General features: G+C 38.0%; 16 protein-coding genes and 1 pseudogene. 14 read left to right on the top strand and 3 right to left on the bottom strand.

What is annotated here, in order from left to right; all coding sequences use genetic code 11:
* The 10 genes and pseudogenes from ABDZ91_RS21955 to ABDZ91_RS06580 all read left to right on the top strand — a co-directional run.
* Window positions 1-106, top strand: a pseudogene (locus ABDZ91_RS21955) (ATP-binding protein); the annotation flags it as partial.
* A gap of 116 nt (window positions 107-222) precedes the next feature.
* On the top strand, window positions 223-606 hold the full coding sequence (locus ABDZ91_RS06540; RefSeq protein ID WP_343797411.1) for a type 2 periplasmic-binding domain-containing protein: 384 nt from the start codon (window positions 223-225) through the stop codon (window positions 604-606).
* A gap of 60 nt (window positions 607-666) precedes the next feature.
* Entirely contained in the window at window positions 667-2559 is a 1893-nt protein-coding gene (locus ABDZ91_RS06545) for a beta-N-acetylhexosaminidase (protein ID WP_343797413.1), read from the top strand.
* Window positions 2560-2712: 153 nt separating this feature from the next.
* The gene (locus ABDZ91_RS06550; RefSeq protein ID WP_343797415.1) at window positions 2713-3414 is read left to right on the top strand and encodes a PIG-L deacetylase family protein; all 702 of its coding nucleotides are present in this window, start codon (window positions 2713-2715) and stop codon (window positions 3412-3414) included.
* A 193-nt stretch (window positions 3415-3607) separates the two neighbouring features.
* A complete protein-coding gene (locus tag ABDZ91_RS06555; protein WP_343797416.1) occupies window positions 3608-4756 on the top strand; it encodes an exo-beta-N-acetylmuramidase NamZ family protein in 1149 nt (382 codons plus the stop codon).
* A gap of 12 nt (window positions 4757-4768) precedes the next feature.
* Window positions 4769-5677: an N-acetylmuramic acid 6-phosphate etherase gene (gene murQ, locus ABDZ91_RS06560; protein ID WP_343797418.1), complete on the top strand. Its 909-nt coding sequence runs from the start codon at window positions 4769-4771 to the stop codon at window positions 5675-5677.
* A gap of 17 nt (window positions 5678-5694) precedes the next feature.
* Window positions 5695-6642, top strand: a complete 948-nt coding sequence (locus ABDZ91_RS06565) for a GNAT family N-acetyltransferase (protein WP_343797420.1) — start codon at window positions 5695-5697, stop codon at window positions 6640-6642.
* 80 nt (window positions 6643-6722) lie between these two features.
* Window positions 6723-7607, top strand: a complete 885-nt coding sequence (locus ABDZ91_RS06570; RefSeq protein WP_486203390.1) for a MurR/RpiR family transcriptional regulator — start codon at window positions 6723-6725, stop codon at window positions 7605-7607.
* A gap of 4 nt (window positions 7608-7611) precedes the next feature.
* Complete coding sequence (locus ABDZ91_RS06575) at window positions 7612-8526, top strand: BadF/BadG/BcrA/BcrD ATPase family protein (RefSeq protein WP_343797424.1); 915 nt, start codon at window positions 7612-7614, stop codon at window positions 8524-8526.
* 320 nt (window positions 8527-8846) lie between these two features.
* Entirely contained in the window at window positions 8847-9359 is a 513-nt protein-coding gene (locus ABDZ91_RS06580) for a hypothetical protein (protein ID WP_343797426.1), read from the top strand.
* Here the strand turns inward: ABDZ91_RS06580 and ABDZ91_RS06585 are convergent.
* Both ABDZ91_RS06585 and ABDZ91_RS06590 read right to left on the bottom strand, forming a co-directional pair.
* Window positions 9304-10218: a nuclease-related domain-containing protein gene (locus tag ABDZ91_RS06585; protein ID WP_343797428.1), complete on the bottom strand. Its 915-nt coding sequence runs from the start codon at window positions 10216-10218 to the stop codon at window positions 9304-9306. The genes ABDZ91_RS06580 and ABDZ91_RS06585 overlap by 56 nt on opposite strands.
* 110 nt (window positions 10219-10328) lie before the next feature.
* Complete coding sequence (locus tag ABDZ91_RS06590) at window positions 10329-11513, bottom strand: MFS transporter (protein ID WP_343797429.1); 1185 nt, start codon at window positions 11511-11513, stop codon at window positions 10329-10331.
* Between the two features lie 349 nt (window positions 11514-11862).
* On the opposite strand from ABDZ91_RS06590, the gene ABDZ91_RS06595 reads away from it, so the two are divergent.
* Entirely contained in the window at window positions 11863-12540 is a 678-nt protein-coding gene (locus ABDZ91_RS06595) for a DUF421 domain-containing protein (protein ID WP_343797430.1), read from the top strand.
* A gap of 62 nt (window positions 12541-12602) precedes the next feature.
* A complete protein-coding gene (locus tag ABDZ91_RS06600) occupies window positions 12603-13502 on the top strand; it encodes a DUF4349 domain-containing protein (protein ID WP_343797431.1) in 900 nt (299 codons plus the stop codon).
* Between the two features lie 104 nt (window positions 13503-13606).
* Here ABDZ91_RS06600 and ABDZ91_RS06605 read toward each other — a convergent pair whose 3' ends face one another.
* A complete protein-coding gene (locus ABDZ91_RS06605) occupies window positions 13607-13813 on the bottom strand; it encodes an alpha/beta-type small acid-soluble spore protein (protein WP_343797434.1) in 207 nt (68 codons plus the stop codon).
* Window positions 13814-13955: 142 nt separating this feature from the next.
* Between ABDZ91_RS06605 and ABDZ91_RS06610 the strand changes: the two genes are divergently transcribed.
* Both ABDZ91_RS06610 and ABDZ91_RS06615 read left to right on the top strand, forming a co-directional pair.
* A complete protein-coding gene (locus ABDZ91_RS06610; RefSeq protein WP_343797435.1) occupies window positions 13956-15200 on the top strand; it encodes a hypothetical protein in 1245 nt (414 codons plus the stop codon).
* A gap of 82 nt (window positions 15201-15282) precedes the next feature.
* Entirely contained in the window at window positions 15283-15459 is a 177-nt protein-coding gene (locus ABDZ91_RS06615) for a hypothetical protein (protein ID WP_343797437.1), read from the top strand.
* Window positions 15460-15665 lie beyond the last annotated feature (206 nt).

Raw genomic sequence — 15665 nt, forward strand, 5'->3', positions numbered from 1 at the left:
AGGTGATCAAGCAATAACAACCGCAATTCTAGATCGAATTCTACATCGGGTAGAAATCATCCATTTAAATGAAGATAGTTATCGTATGAAACATCGTTCTACCATTTCTTCAACAAAGTGTTTCAAAATAACGAGCAAAAACTGTTTCATTTTACTTGACGGTCACACCCGATTCCAAACGAAAATTACATGAACACTTCTCCTGAAGAAAGAGGAGATACAATGATTAAGTTTGAAAAGTTCAATTGGGCTGGTAATACTGCATTTATCGATAATGCTAAGTCTGCAATTGAGTACTCTCTTCCAGAAGAGGATCGTGATTGGACAACTGTTGTTCAGAATGAATTTTCTTGGAAAACATCTTTAGATGTTACTGAATATGTAAACCTTTCTCCACTTCCAGACTCAGAGGAAGGTATTATTCAACAACGAGTAAATGATATTTTTGAAGAAAGTTTTGCTAAGATGTTATTTGCTAAGAACGATGATGAAGTCCTTGCCATTTTAGAGCAAGCACAAAAGGATGCAGAGTCAGTTGGACATCAGAAGTTATTAGATTTCCAAACAGATAAATGGCAAGATAATTTAGATAAGATGAATCAATAAATAAATGAAAGTTAGTCCATTTTTATGGACTAACTTTTCCATTATTACAGGAGGGATAGCATGAAAATTTGTTTCAAAGGCAATTTAGAAGGAATAGAAAAGGGAATTGACATCATGAGTGAGTATCTTGACTTTACGATTGCTCCAGAAGGAATGGAGGTTCATATAAGTCAAGTAGAAGAAAGTATACTCCACGTTTCTTTAGAACAAAATGTAGCCCACATTCAATTCCAAAAAAAAATACACTTTTTTCGAGGCTTGGGCCTTTTACTCGAAAACATCCGTACAAAAAATCAATTCACAATTACTGAAACCCCCCAATTTGATACAAACGGTGTAATGTTAGATTGCTCTAGAAATGGTGTCATGACAACTGAGTCTATAGAGAAAATGGTTAGACACATGGCTTTAATGGGATTAAATTTAATTATGCTTTATACAGAGGATACATATGAGGTGGAAGGAGAACCATACTTTGGTTATTTGAGAGGGAGGTATACTCAGGAAGAATTGCGTAAGTGTGATGAGTATGCAGAACTTTTTGGAATAGAAATGGTTCCATGCATTCAAACCCTTGCTCATTTACAGACTTTCCTACGTTGGAGAGTTACAGCCCCTATAAAAGAATCGGCAGACATCTTATTGGTAGGAGAAGAAAAGACATATGATTTTATAAAGAAAATCATTAAAGCTGCATCTGCTCCTTTTAAATCAAATCGAATCCATATTGGTATGGATGAAGCATTTTTACTTGGAAGAGGAAAATATCTAGACTTACATGGTCTAAGAAATCGTTACGATATTATGAATGAGCATTTACATGAAGTCATGAAAATAACACGAGAATTGGATTTAAAACCTATGATTTGGAGTGATATGTACTTTAGAATCTCGTCCAAATCAGGAGGTTACTATGATCCTAATGTTGAGTTTTCAAAGGACTTAATTGAAGCAATTCCGAATGACATTCAGTTTGTTTACTGGGATTATTATCATGAAAATGAAGAACATTACAAAACATTTTTAAACAAGCATTTTCAATTAAATTCGAATCCGGTATTTGCTGGTGGAATCTGGACATGGAATGGAGTAACTCCACATTATAAAAAGACATTTGCTACAACGAATGCAGCACTTTCCGCATGCAAAAGTGAAGGAGTAAAGGAAGTGTTTGCAACCATGTGGGGAGATAACGGTCAGGAAACAAATGTCTTTAGTTCACTTCTTGGTATGCAACTATATGCAGAGCATGGATATTCTAAGAAAGTCGATCAAGAGAGATTAAAAAATAGATTTAAGTTCTGTACTGGTGGAAACTATGATTCTTTCTTTGATTTAGGTATATTAGACCTCCCCCATAACGTAGACGATATTCAACAAGAATTTGGTCAACCTGATAATCCTTCCAAATACCTATTATGGCAGGATATTATGGTAGGAATTTTTGATAAACATGTTGAAGGGAAAAATCTATCGATATTTTATTCAGAGGCAGAAGAGCTATATCAAAACCATGTTGAATTGAATCCTGAGTGGGTAGAGTTATTTAAAGTTAATAAAGCTCTTGCCGCCGTTTTAAATATTAAGAGTGAAATAGGAAATCAGCTACAGACTGCATATAAGGAGAAGAACAAAAAAGAATTAGAACAAATAGAAAGTGAAATCCTCCCATTATTGACTAATAAAGTACAAGAATTAAAAGAACTCCATAGAAATCAATGGATGTCAACGTATAAGCCTTTTGGATGGGAAGTACTAGATATTAGATATGGTGGGGTGCTTTCTAGAATCGATACTGCAAGATACAGGTTGAAAGAATTTTTAGCAGGTCAATTAGAGAGATTAGAGGAATTAGAAGAGGAAAGATTATTCGTTGATCCAAATATAAGTGGGTCTGATCGTTTGGGCAGGATGAATTTATATAATCAAATTGCGACTGTGAATCCATTGTAAACTTAATATTTTACAATCGTGAAATAAATATTCAGAATCCATAAGGGTATCTTAAATTTTTGTTTCATAGATTATTAGAATTTAGTATAATAATTCTATAGTAGTAATGAAAGCGCTTAAAAAGTTCTTAATTGTAAAAGGGAGGCTAATCAAATGCATTTAGTTGCACTAGGAGCACACTGCGGAGATGTTGAATTACAAGTAGGAGCAATTGCACATAAATATGCCAAAGCGGGTCATAAAGTAACGTTTGTTCATTTGACAGCAGGAGAAAAGGGAAACCCGCCAGGAGTATCAGTAGAAGAATATACTAAACAAAAAATAGATGAATCTGAAAAAGCAGCTAAGGTTCTCGGTGTTGAGACCATCACTTTAGACTATAAGGATGCAGAACTAGAATTCAACGATGAGATTGTAACACGTGTTGCAACGTTAATGAGAAAGCTGAAGCCAAATGTGATCCTTACCCACTGGGAAAATAGTATGCATTCCGACCATGAACTGTGTCCTAGAATTGTTCAAGCGGCACAATTAAAAGCTGCACTACCTGGTTTTGATCTAGAAGGTCTTCCTCCGCACTATTTTGGATATTTTCATAGCGAGAATTGGGAAGATATGGAGGGATATGTTCCTGATATCTTCATTGATGTATCAGAAGAATTCGATACATACCTAGAGGCCATTTCACAATATTGGTTTGTAATGAATTCAAAATCCTTCCGTTATTATGATTATTACAAAGCACTTGGTACAGTTAGAGGTGCTGTGAGTAGAGTCAAGTATGCACAGACACTGAAATATCCAACTGGATTAGGTGTACGCAGAGGACAGAGTATTCCTGGGTTTGATCTCTAGTAAATGACTGGTTAATAAATCCCGACTGTTCATATCGTTTCTCTTTATATTTAATTTCTATCCAAATTACATGAATGATATAATTATAATAAAATTATGGAAATGGCCCGGACTACCGGGCTGTCTTTCTTAATCATCGATTTTTTAATAGTTTATTTTATATTAAATTTTTATATGAAAAAGAGGTGAGAGTGTGCGAATTGGACTTGATGTCTTTTTAAGTAAAGAGTTTAACCACTTTAAAGGGAAACGAGTAGGACTTGTAACTAATATGACTGGTGTCAATGAAAGACTGGTGCCGGCTATTGACTTATTCTCTAAGCATCCTGATATAAATCTAGTTGCCCTGTATGGTCCTGAACATGGTATACGCGGTGATGCCAAAGAAGGAGAAAAAGTTGATTCTTCCATAGATCCATATACAGGGGTACCAGTTTTCAGTTTGTATGGGGCATCTAAAAAGCCTAGCAAAGAAATGTTAGACACAACTGATGTTATTGTGTTTGATTTACAAGACATTGGCAGTAGATATTATACGTTTATCTATACGATGGCATATGTGATGGAGGCTTGTGCTGAGTATGATAAGCAATTTGTTGTCTTAGATAGACCGAATCCAATTTCTGGTGTTGCTGTTGAGGGTAACCTGGTAGAAGAGGATGTTCGCTCGTTTGTTGGACTTTATCCAATTCCAAATCGACATGGAATGACAGTAGGTGAATTGGCTCAGTTTTTTAACAATGAATTCAATATTAATTGTGACTTAACAGTCGTTTCCATGGAGGGATGGAAACGTGATATGTATTATGACGATACGAACCTCTTCTGGGTTCCTCCATCCCCGAATACTACAGGAATAGATATGAGTATTTTATATCCTGGAACTTGTCTTGTTGAAGGGACAAATCTTTCTGAAGGAAGAGGGACTACTAAACCTTTTGAATATGTGGGTGCGCCTTATATAGACGGTTATCATTTAGCTAAGGCATTTAATGAAAAAGGAATTCCGGGAGTAATAGCGAGACCTACTTCCTTTATTCCAACGTATTCTAAACATAAAGATAAGGTTTGTGAAGGTGTCCAGTTGCATGTTGTGAACCGACATTCTTTACACTCTTTAAAGGCAGGTTTAACTTTATTAGAGGAAATTGCTGCCCTCTATCCAAATGATTTTGAATTCTTGCAGCATACGAATGGTAAATATTTCTTCGATTTATTAGCTGGAACAAAACGTTTGAGAGACATAGTCTTGGAAGGGAAGACAGAAGAGTTCCTTGGAGATTGTAACAATCAGCAAGAAAAATTCAATAAGCAAAAAGAAAGTTATTTATTATATAAATAGGATGGTAAGTAAATGGATAATATTTCGAAATTGACGACTGAATTAAGAAATGAAAGAACAATGAACATCGATAACATGTCAACCATTGATATGTTAAGAGTAATAAATGAAGAAGACCAAAAAGTAGCACTAGCTGTTAATAAAGTATTACCACAAGTCAAAGAGACTGTTGAAGCAGTGGTGGAATCACTATCAAAGGGCGGTAGATTGTTTTATGTAGGAGCAGGGACTAGCGGGAGAATCGGGATTCTAGATGCCGTGGAATGTCCACCAACATACAGTACACCTCCAGAGTTAGTTCAAGCTGTTATGGCTGGCGGTAGTGGAGCAATGGAAAAGGCTGCTGAAGGTGCTGAGGACCAAGAAGAACAAGGAGCTAAGGACCTTGAGGCACGCGGTCTAACTGAGCTAGATGTCGTAATTGGGATTGCGGCAAGTGGTAGAACACCGTTTGTGGCTGGCGCATTAAAATATGCTAGAAAATTGGGTGCAAAAGCAGTTAGTTTAACAAGCAATGAAAATTCAATTATTAGTCAATTCGCAGACATTAAAATAGAAGTAGCAACTGGCCCAGAGGTTGTAACAGGTTCTACTAGGATGAAGGCTGCTACGGCACACAAAATGATTCTAAACATGATTTCAACAACGTCTATGATTAAAGTCGGAAAAGTCTATGAAAATCTTATGGTTGACCTTCATGTAAGTAATAAAAAATTAGAGCAGCGTGCTAAAAATATTGTGAGCACGATTACTGGGGTTTCTGTTGAAGAAGCAGGAGAGGCTCTTGCTAAAACCAATTTTGAAGTAAAACCTGCCATTGTGGTGGTGAAAACTGGGGTTTCTTTTGAAAAAGCAAAAGAACTAATCGAAGAAGCGAACGGTTTTGTAAGAAAGGCTATTGAGTTGGTTGACACTAAATAATATTGGGAGATGAGTGTGTGACTACATATCGTTTTTATCAATCAGGTGATGAAAAAAAGATTGTTAGCTTGTGGAATGAATGCCTCGCTAAGGATCCTATTACTTCCAAAAGATTACGCAATTTAGTGCTTTTAGATGCGAATTTTGACCCAAAGGGACTGCGATTAGCTTTCGATGGTGACCAACTAGTAGGTTGTGTTTATGCGATTAGAAGGCTCCTGCCCATGTATGGAACAGACTTAGAACCAGAAAACGGATGGATTCCTTTCTTCTTCGTTCATCCTTCTTACCGCAGAACTGGAGTTGGCAAGCAGCTAATGAATGACGCTGTGGATTTTTTGAAATCAGAGGGAAGAACGAATATATTTTTCGCTTCCTATGCTCCAAACTATATTTTACCTGGCATTGACGAAGAAGCTTACCCAGAGGCATATGAATTTTTAGTTAGCCAAGGGTTCCAAAAGTTGTATTCCCCAGTTGCAATGGATCGAAATCTAGTTGGGTATCAAGTACCTACTGATGTCATAGAATTAAAGAATAAGAGAATAGAAGAAGGATATTCGTTTGGGCTAGCTCAAGATAAGGACCTATACGAAGTTATAACCTTTGCAAATGAAAAGTTTAACCCTGATTGGGGCAGAGCTATTCGTGAAGGTGTTCTTCAAGGTCTTCCAATGGAAAGAATATTAGTAGCTCGACAAGGGGATGAGGTTGTAGGGTTCTGCATTTACGGTGGATACGAGGGTGTACCTGACCGATTTGGTCCATTTGGTGTTGACCCAGACCAACAAGGAAAAGGATTAGGAAAAATTCTCCTCCACGAGTGCTTGAAAAACATGCGTTCTGAAGGTCTACATGGCGCATGGTTCCTTTGGACAGGTGAGAAGAGTGCAGCCGGTCATTTATATTTAAAAACGGACTTCACCATTACCCGTAAGTTTCATGTTATGAGAAAAACGGTATAATTTAGATAATCACCTCAGTAGGAAAAGAGTCTTTTCCTACTGAGCATTGTTTGTACAGAAAGAGTTGATGATTAATGGCCATGTTAACTGGAGGATTGGTGATGCTGAAGGAAATGCTTCCAAAGCTTCCACCCTCTGAGAAAAAAATTGCAACCTACATATTAGAAAATCCACAAGAATCCATATCCCTTACCGCAAACGAACTAGGAAAACGAAGTAATACAAGTAGTGCAGCAGTAATTCGTTTGTGTAAATCACTAGACCTAAAGGGAGTACAGGATCTCAAGCTTCGAATTGCCGGAGACTTACATAAGAAAAAAGTAGAAGGCTTTCGAGATATTGAACCCAACGAGTCTCCTTTATCCATCATTGAAAAAATCACAAACAATAGTATTCAAACTGTGAGAGAAACAGGTGAGTTGTTAAATACAGACGAGCTTTCCAAAGCAGTGGAGATTTTTAAAAATGCAAGAACGATTCACTTCTTTGGAGTTGGAGCTTCCCATATTATTGCTCTGGACGCTCAGCAGAAGTTTTTAAGAATTGATAAAAATGCCACCGCTTTCACAGACATGCATTTAGTTGCTACGCTTGTCGCGAATGCTAAAAAAGATGATGTGATTTTTGGGATCTCCTTTTCTGGCCAAACAAAGGAGGTTGCCAAAATCCTTGAACTCGGTAACCAAAAAGGGGCGCATACCATAAGTTTGACCAAGTATGGTTCTTCTATTGTCTCTGATCAAGCAGGCGTTAGGCTTTATACTTCCACCACTATGGAACCGACATTTAGAAGTGGAGCGACGTCATCCCGTATCGCTCAATTACACGTGATTGATATTCTTTTCATGTGCTTAGCTTCACAAAACTATGAAGAAACCGTGACACACTTGGATGAAACGAGAGAAGCAGTTGGGTTTCTACGTGGAAATGTTAAATCGAAGAAATACGTTCAGAGTGGAGACTAAGCTTGTGAAATACGTAATTGGGATTGATGGTGGAGGAACAAAGACAAAAGCAACTAGCTTTTCCTCTCCAGAAGGGGAACCTTTGTTTTCTGTACAAAAAGGACGTGCTAATTTTACCGTTCAGTATGAAGATAGTTTGAAGCAAGTGGTAGAGTGTGTGGAGGCATGCATTGAGTCTGCTGGTGGTGTGCTGCCTGAGAAGATTCTTGTAGGTGCAGCTGGGGCACACTCTCCTGAGATTTGTATGGCGGTTGAAGCGGACCTTCGGAAAGTATGGGCATGTGAAATTGTGGTTACTAGTGATGCACAGCTAGCGCATACCGCTTTATTGGAAGGATCTGATGGCCTTCTAGTAATCTCTGGTACAGGTTCCATTGTTCTTGGTCGACATAACGGAATCGAATGGAAAACAGGTGGCTGGGGTTATTTGTTAGGTGACGAAGGAAGTGGCTACTGGATCGGGATCCAAGCTCTTCAGCACGTGATGAGGGTGTTGGAGAGGAACGGGGGTGCAAATGTTAATGGAAAAGCCGGCTTTGATGATCGATTAACCTCTGTAGTGTTAAAGCATATTGGTGGGGATTCGATGTCAGATGTCAAAAACTATGTCTATACGGGCACAAAAGAGGATATCTCTAGTTTATCGAGGCTAGTTGGGGATACCGCTGAAGCTGGTTGTGAAATGAGTAGTTTAATCTTGCGTGGTGCTGGTGTAGAATTGGCCCGGTTAGTGGTAGACCGAGCTGTGTTGGGTCACGAGGAAATGCTGGCTTCGATGAAGGTTGCAGTATCGGGCAGTATTTTGATGAAAAATGAGATCGTTTTCGAGGCGTTTCGTAACATTGTATCTCAGAATTTTCCAGATTGTGAGATTGTTCGGTCAGCTGGAGATGTTTGTCGTGGGGTTTTGTATATTTAGAGTGTGGAGCACCTTTTAGGGGTGCTTTTTTGTTTGAATTGATGGAAAGAGTGTGCCATATCTGACATGAGCAGTCGAACGTGTCCCGTTTGGGAGTAGAAGGAGAGTCAAACGGGACAGCAGGAAGGGAACGTGTCCCGTTTGGGAGTAGAAGGAGAGTCAAACGGGACCGTTTGGGAGTGGAAGGAGAGTCAAACGGGACAGCAGGAAGGGAACGTGTCCCGTTTGGGAGTAGAAGGAGAGTCAAAGGGGACAGCAAGAAGGGAACGTGTCTCGTTTCAGANTAGAAGGAGAGTCAAAGGGGACAGCAAGAAGGGAACGTGTCTCGTTTCAGAGAGGAAGTAGAGTCAAACGGGACAGCAGGAAGGAATGTGTCCCGTTTGGGAGTAGAAGGAGAGTCAAAGGGGACAGCAAGAAGAGAACGTGTCTCGTTTCAGAGAGGAAGTAGAGTCAAACGGGACAGCAGGAAGGAACGTGTCCCGTTTGAGAGTAGAAGCAGAGTCAAACGGGACAGCAGGAAGGAACGTGTCCCGTTTGAGAGTAGAAGGAGAGTCAAACGGGACAGCAGGAAGGAACGTGTCCCGTTTGGGAGTAGAAGGAGAGTCAAAGGGGACAGCAAGAAGGGAACGTGTCCCGTTTGGGAGTTGAAGGAGAGTCAAACGGGACAGCAAGAAGGGAACGTGTCCCGTTTGGGAGTTGAAGGAGAGTCAAACGGGACAGCGACAAGCAAACCTGTCCGATTTGAGAGAAATGAAACATCCATTCAGCAAGTGGCCACTAATGATGCACATAATAGGTCCCGTTACTGTTACCAACTCGATTGTAATGTTTAGAAAGAATTCTTAGTATAGTTTTCCTAGAGGCATCTATGTTACACCATTCGTGGATAACCCCAGTTGTAATTTTTAAATTTGGAAACAGCAATTTAAATTCTTCAACATTCCTCATAACAGCAGATGTAACATCTTCTTTATGTTCGCAATGGGAACATTCTAATTTTCTCCCTACTAAACTATGCAAAAATGAATCACAGACAGGGCAAATAATACCTTTCTTTAATTTTTCGTAACTATACTCTGGTACATTTTTGAGAGGTGCTTTTATACATAACGATCTGAGTCTGTTAGCTAATTTTCTTTGCTTATTATTTATTTTGGAATGTCTCATTTGAAGGGTATTTAAATAACGGTTTAATTGAGTAGGGTAAATTATTTGTGGTTCATGTGGAGAGTGATAAAGATGAAATTCAGGGTTAACAAAAATGAGATGTGCATTAAAGCGGAAAGACGTGTCTATATGTGGAATGATTCTTTTAAACAAGGACTCTCCTCGTCTCAATTGGTGTAGGGGGTTCGTAATTTCTGTTTTAGTACTGGAAAGCCATCTTTCTTCTTCATAGTAATAATCACCTTCTAGATTTTTAATTTCAAAAAGATCAATAGTATCTTGGGTTATTAATATTTTGTCGATTTGAACATTCGAATGATTTGTTTCATAATTCAAATCACTGAGTAATAGGCCATCCATAGGGAGTTTCCTTATGAGTTGATCAAACCTTCGTTCACCTTCGAATCCTTTTTCAAGATTTTGATAATAATAGAGTTGATCTTGCTGGGTTAATACTGAACGCTTATAAAGAGAACGTAATATGCTTAATTTTTCTGAAACCACTAAAGGTTTAACAATATCCAAAACATCATCTCCAATCTATTATATTAAGTCTATTTTAAGGAAAATAATGTAAAACATCAATAGAAATAGGAGATTCAAAAAGAACCTCCCTAAAAAAACGTAAGATGTATTTATATAGCACGTAATTTTCCAATTATCATAGGCACTACCAACGCCCCAACCACCATCACAACCCCCATCACCATAAACGTAGCCTCCAAACTAAAATCAGCCATCCACCCAATCAAAGGTTTAATCACCATACCTACGACACTTCCCACAAAACTAATGATAGAAAGGGTAGTAGCTCGATCTTGGTCTGGGATGCGTTCGTTGATAAAGGTTCGGTAAATGGGTCCGTTAATAGAGTGGATGATGAACGCGAGCCCAAAGAGTAATAGCCCCGCGATCCAACCAGGCTGCAAAGCAATGAGAATAAAGCTAACTCCTGGTAACAGAATGGTTAGAAGAAATACCATCAGAGAACCAATTTTCTTTCGAATGGTTGGAGCAATCAGCACGAAAAGGGTGATACACAAATTGACAGCTAACATGATCCAGCCAAAGAATTTTAACTCAATGTTATATTCCAAAAACAATGGTTGGTTCAGGTACCATAAACTGAAAATGAATCCAGATGCCACAGATTGTATACATTGAAAGTAAAATAAGAAGGGATGTTCTTTGAAGACATATCCCAACGAATGCCGAATTGATTTTTTTACTGGTTTATCTTCATCACTAACCTGTGTTTCCCTCAAAAACAGTGCAACAAGAACCGCCACGGTTAGTGAGATACAAGTGATATAAACCGGCAGCTCCAATGAAACGGCAGCCATCATCCCACCAAGTGGTAGACTTACAATCATAGCTAAGGAAGCTGCAGAGCTTATTAAGGAAAAAGAGTGATCCGCCAACTCTTTTTTCTTGAGACTTTCGTAAATCATAGCAGAATCAGCACCACTCATTGCAGCTACACCAATTCCATACAGGATGGATTCAACTACAAACCAGAGAAAACTATGACTTACTGCAACGATATAGGTGCTAATGGCAAACAGGATCATAGATAAAACAATCACTTTTTTCCTGCCAAATCGGTCAGCCAATGCCCCCGACGGGATTTCGAACAAAAATATAGAAGCGGATAACACACTCTCTAATAAGAAAATTTCAAAATAATTCAACCCTCTTTCCAGTAAAAACAAAGTAAAGACGGTTGTATAGAACGTTAAAGAGTAAAAGAACGTCATAAGAGACAGCAAGAAGACATTTCTTACTTTTATTACTTCGATATATGATTTAATAGAATTCATTTTAACAATCACCTTTCAGAAAAAATAAAGGCCATGGGAAAGATCCCATGGCTGTTCACCTTGGATATTCCGCTAGTTCTAGGTTTCGTTTTCGAGACAATCAAGGAAAAAGGCATACTTCTCCCTTGATAGGCGCTACGCGTTTTTTACCGAACAGGATCGTCCGTAAGCTAAGGTGGAGTATTTTTCACCACTTAGCTATGCGCCCCGAAAACTAGATACCTCGAACTGTTTGGAACATTCCAGTCACCTCATTCTGAAAGTATATTTCCAATATAGGGGTTATTTGCCAAAATGACAATAACTAATTATAGTGAAAAGAAAGTAAGACTTAATTCTTGGAGGCAATATGAACATTTCCGAAATGTTGATAAGAACATTTGTCACATTCTTTGTTTTGTATATTTTAAGTAGAGTTTTGGGTAAGAAACTTATTTCGAGGATGACTTTCTTCGATTTTGTTGCAGGAGTAACATTAGGTTCTATTGCAGGATCACTAATATATAGTTCGAATATATCCCTTTTTGTAGCTCTTACAGGTCTCGTTTGTTTTGCTTTATTGGCTTTAATATTGGATATGGGCACGTTCAAATTTTTAAGATTTGGTAAAATTGCCAATGGTGAACCAATGGTCCTTATTCAAAACGGAATGATTCGAGAAAAGGAAATGGCCAAAGCACACCTGACTATGAATGAATTGCTCTTTTTATTAAGAAAAAAGGATGCGTTTTATTTAGACGAAGTAGATCTGGCTATATGGGAAACAGATGGTACTCTTTCTGTGTTGAAAAAAGTTCAAAACCAGCCTATGACTCAAATCCATCAAAATGCAAAACAAAGAGGTTTGACCAACACTTTAATAATGGACGGTAAAATAATGGAAGAAAATCTTAAGATAGCTGGAAAAGATAAAAGTTGGCTTCTTTCGACTATAAAAGAACATGGGTATCATGATGTTTCTGAAGTCTCTATTTGTGAAATAGATGAGCTAGATCACGTGTATATTGATAAAAAAGACAATAAATAAGCAACTAATTACCAATTTTTACGTCTAAATAATTAAGAAAAATTCAAAAAAGGGGTCAAAAGATGAAAAAAATTCTAGGGGTCATTTTGTTTGGAATTTTTCTGCTAGCAGGCTGTAGTGCTAACGATCGAAAAGCTACAGAATCAGCCAGCGATAGTGGCAGGGAATATTCAGCAGAAGAGAAAGCAAGTGCTGACTATGATTACGCAGGAGATGGTGAGGCAGCTCCAACTCAAGACGACGCTTCTTCCCCCGCCTCAGAGCGCATGGTCATGTATAATGCCCAAATGATTATGGCAGTGGAAGAGGTTCCTCAAACCATTAGTGAGATCGAGCAAAAAACAAAATCATTTCAAGGATATGTCGTAGAGTCCTCTACCTATGAATATGAAAAGGGGATAAATGGACATATGACTGTCCGCATTCCGAGTGGCGACTTAACTGCATTTCTTCAACAAATGGAAGACATGAGTGATAAGGTGATTCAAAAAACAATTGAAGGGCAAGACGTAACAGAAGAATATATTGATTTGGAGTCAAGACTAAGAGCAAAACGTGCACTGGAAACCCGATTACTTGACTTACTGAATCAAGCAGAAACAACAGAAGACCTTCTCAAAATCTCAGATGACCTGGCCAGAGTACAGGAAGATATCGAGCAGCTTGAAGGAAGAAAAAAATATATTGAAAATCGAACCGATTTTGCCCAGGTGAATTTAACAATAGAAGATTCATCAGTATATATTCCGGAAGTCACAAAAGGGGAGGAGCTACAAACCGGAAATAAAATAAAGCAGGCATTTGCAAATTCAATCAATATGATTATGGGATTCTTCTCAGGCTTATTAGTATTTATGATTGGATATTCGCCTATTTTTGTGTTACTAGGTATACCAATCGTTGTTATTTGGTTCATTATGAAAAAGAAAAATAACCATTCGTCTGGGTCTGATGACGACTAAATAATAAAAGCCAAGTAGCTATTTTTAGCAGACTTGGCTTTTTCTATTAAATAAAAATGAAAAGGATAACGGTTTTGCCGCTATCCTTTTTTGTGAAAAACAGATTAACGAGATCCGCCTAATTGTTGTTCAGCCATTTGAACTAATCGTTTTGTGATCTCACCACCTACAGAACCGTTAGCACGTGATGTTGTATCTGGGCCAAGTTGAACACCGAACTCTTGAGCAATTTCATACTTCATTTGGTCAAGTGCAGCTTGAACACCAGGCACTACTAGATTGTTTGAGTTATTGCTACGTTGCCCCGCCATGATGATCACCTCCTTAATTCTATGTTGTACAGAAATTATCATTTTATGTAACCCTCGAAAAAAATTTTTTTCACTGGTATTCGCCGTAATATCTAAGTGTATCAAGGGGATGCTATTATCGAATTTTTGCGGAGGTGTGCTAATGAGAATAATAGGGATTCTACTGCTGTTTCTATTTTTTATCCCTTTGGTTGGAAATGCAGTTACACACAGTGAAGAAATCAAAGCCGCCTTTATCCGGGATGGAGACCTATGGATTTCACAAACTGGTAAAGAAGTGAAAGTGACGAAAAGTGGGAACACCTATAACCCCAGTTGGTCTCCAGATGGAAAATGGCTACTCTTTCAACATGATGTGGATTCCCCTAATCCACCATACGGAAAATGGAGTGAAATTTGGGTTTACGAGGTGGAAAAAAAGCAATTAAAGAAAATCTTTTATAATGGTAGTAATCCAAAGTGGGCACCAAATGAGAATATTATAGCCTTTAAAAACGAAAATATTTTAAATGTCTGTAATTTAAAGCATTTTTTTAATGTGGCATTGGGAGTAGACGACTATAACTGGCTTCCAGATGGCAGTGGCTTCATTTTATCGTCTAGTGCACAACTAAGGCCAAATGGGTGGACCCAACCAAAGCTGTACAAGAAATTATTAGATCAAAACTGGGAGGAAATTAACCCTTATTCTGGAGCTGAAGTTTTATTTACTATTCCAAAAGAGGTGCAAAAAAACGGGGAGGCTATACAGTCTATTCAAGCTTCATCATTTCAATTTTCCCCTAGTCAGAAATGGGTTTCTTTCATTATTTCTCCAACAGCATCTATCTCTATGGACGCTAATATGTTGTCTGTGATTACTGCAGAAGGGGAACAATTTCAACCAATTGATGAGGTTATCTTTGGGGTAGGAAGTCCTAAATGGGCCCCAATGAAAGAGATTTTAGCCTATATATCAGGAACGGGAAGAATTGTCTTTGGATTTAAAAATAAAGATTTAAAGCTCAAGGAACTACCAACTTCTGTACCTATTACCCCAGAAAACTTTGCTGAACTAGATTTTACTTGGGTGGATGACCAAAATTTGATTACATCAAGAGTGATAGAGGCAGACTGGTCTAATGATATAGCGAAACAGCCACTTCCAAGTTTGTACAAGATTAACTGGGTAACTGGACAACAACAAAAGATGATAGACACTCCGAAAAATTATGGAGACTATCAACCTCAATTTATTGCATCAGCTCAAGCATTAATTTGGCTCAGAAAGAGATCCTTACAAGATGAAAGTGGGGACATATGGATCTCTAATTTGTCGGGTGAGAACAAGAAGAAATGGATAGAAAATGTTAACGAAATAGCGGTATACAGTTCCAAACGACCTTAACGATTGGAAAAATGATGAAACCATTAAACATCTAGAGCGTACATATGATAAGAGAGCAAAAAAATGGGAGAGGAGTTTTGCAATGAAAAGAATATCTAGAAGGAAATTGAGAAAGCAACAAAATGGAAGATACACCATTTTTGATTTTATTATAGATGTTCTGTTGTTTATTCCTGAGTTAATTGTATTCCCATTTCGGATATTATTTTATTTAGGAAGAGGGTTATTTCGGATTATTGGGGATGTGTTTAATTTTTAGCCAATTAGAGGTCTTCCTTTTTCATTAACTTCAATATATGTTCTTTAGGTGTCCAGCAGTTGAATCGATAGTGGGTTTTTGTTTCATATTTAAGCCTATTACATTGATAGGACATCTGCTTTCCTTGTCTAATAGCGAGGAAATGGATACATGTTGCACAGCAATGATATTTTTTCATTTTGTTCACCACCAATTATTGAATCATT

Source organism: Bacillus carboniphilus, assembly GCF_039522365.1.
In the GTDB taxonomy this organism is placed as follows: Bacteria; Bacillota; Bacilli; order Bacillales; family JC228; genus Bacillus_BF; species Bacillus_BF carboniphilus.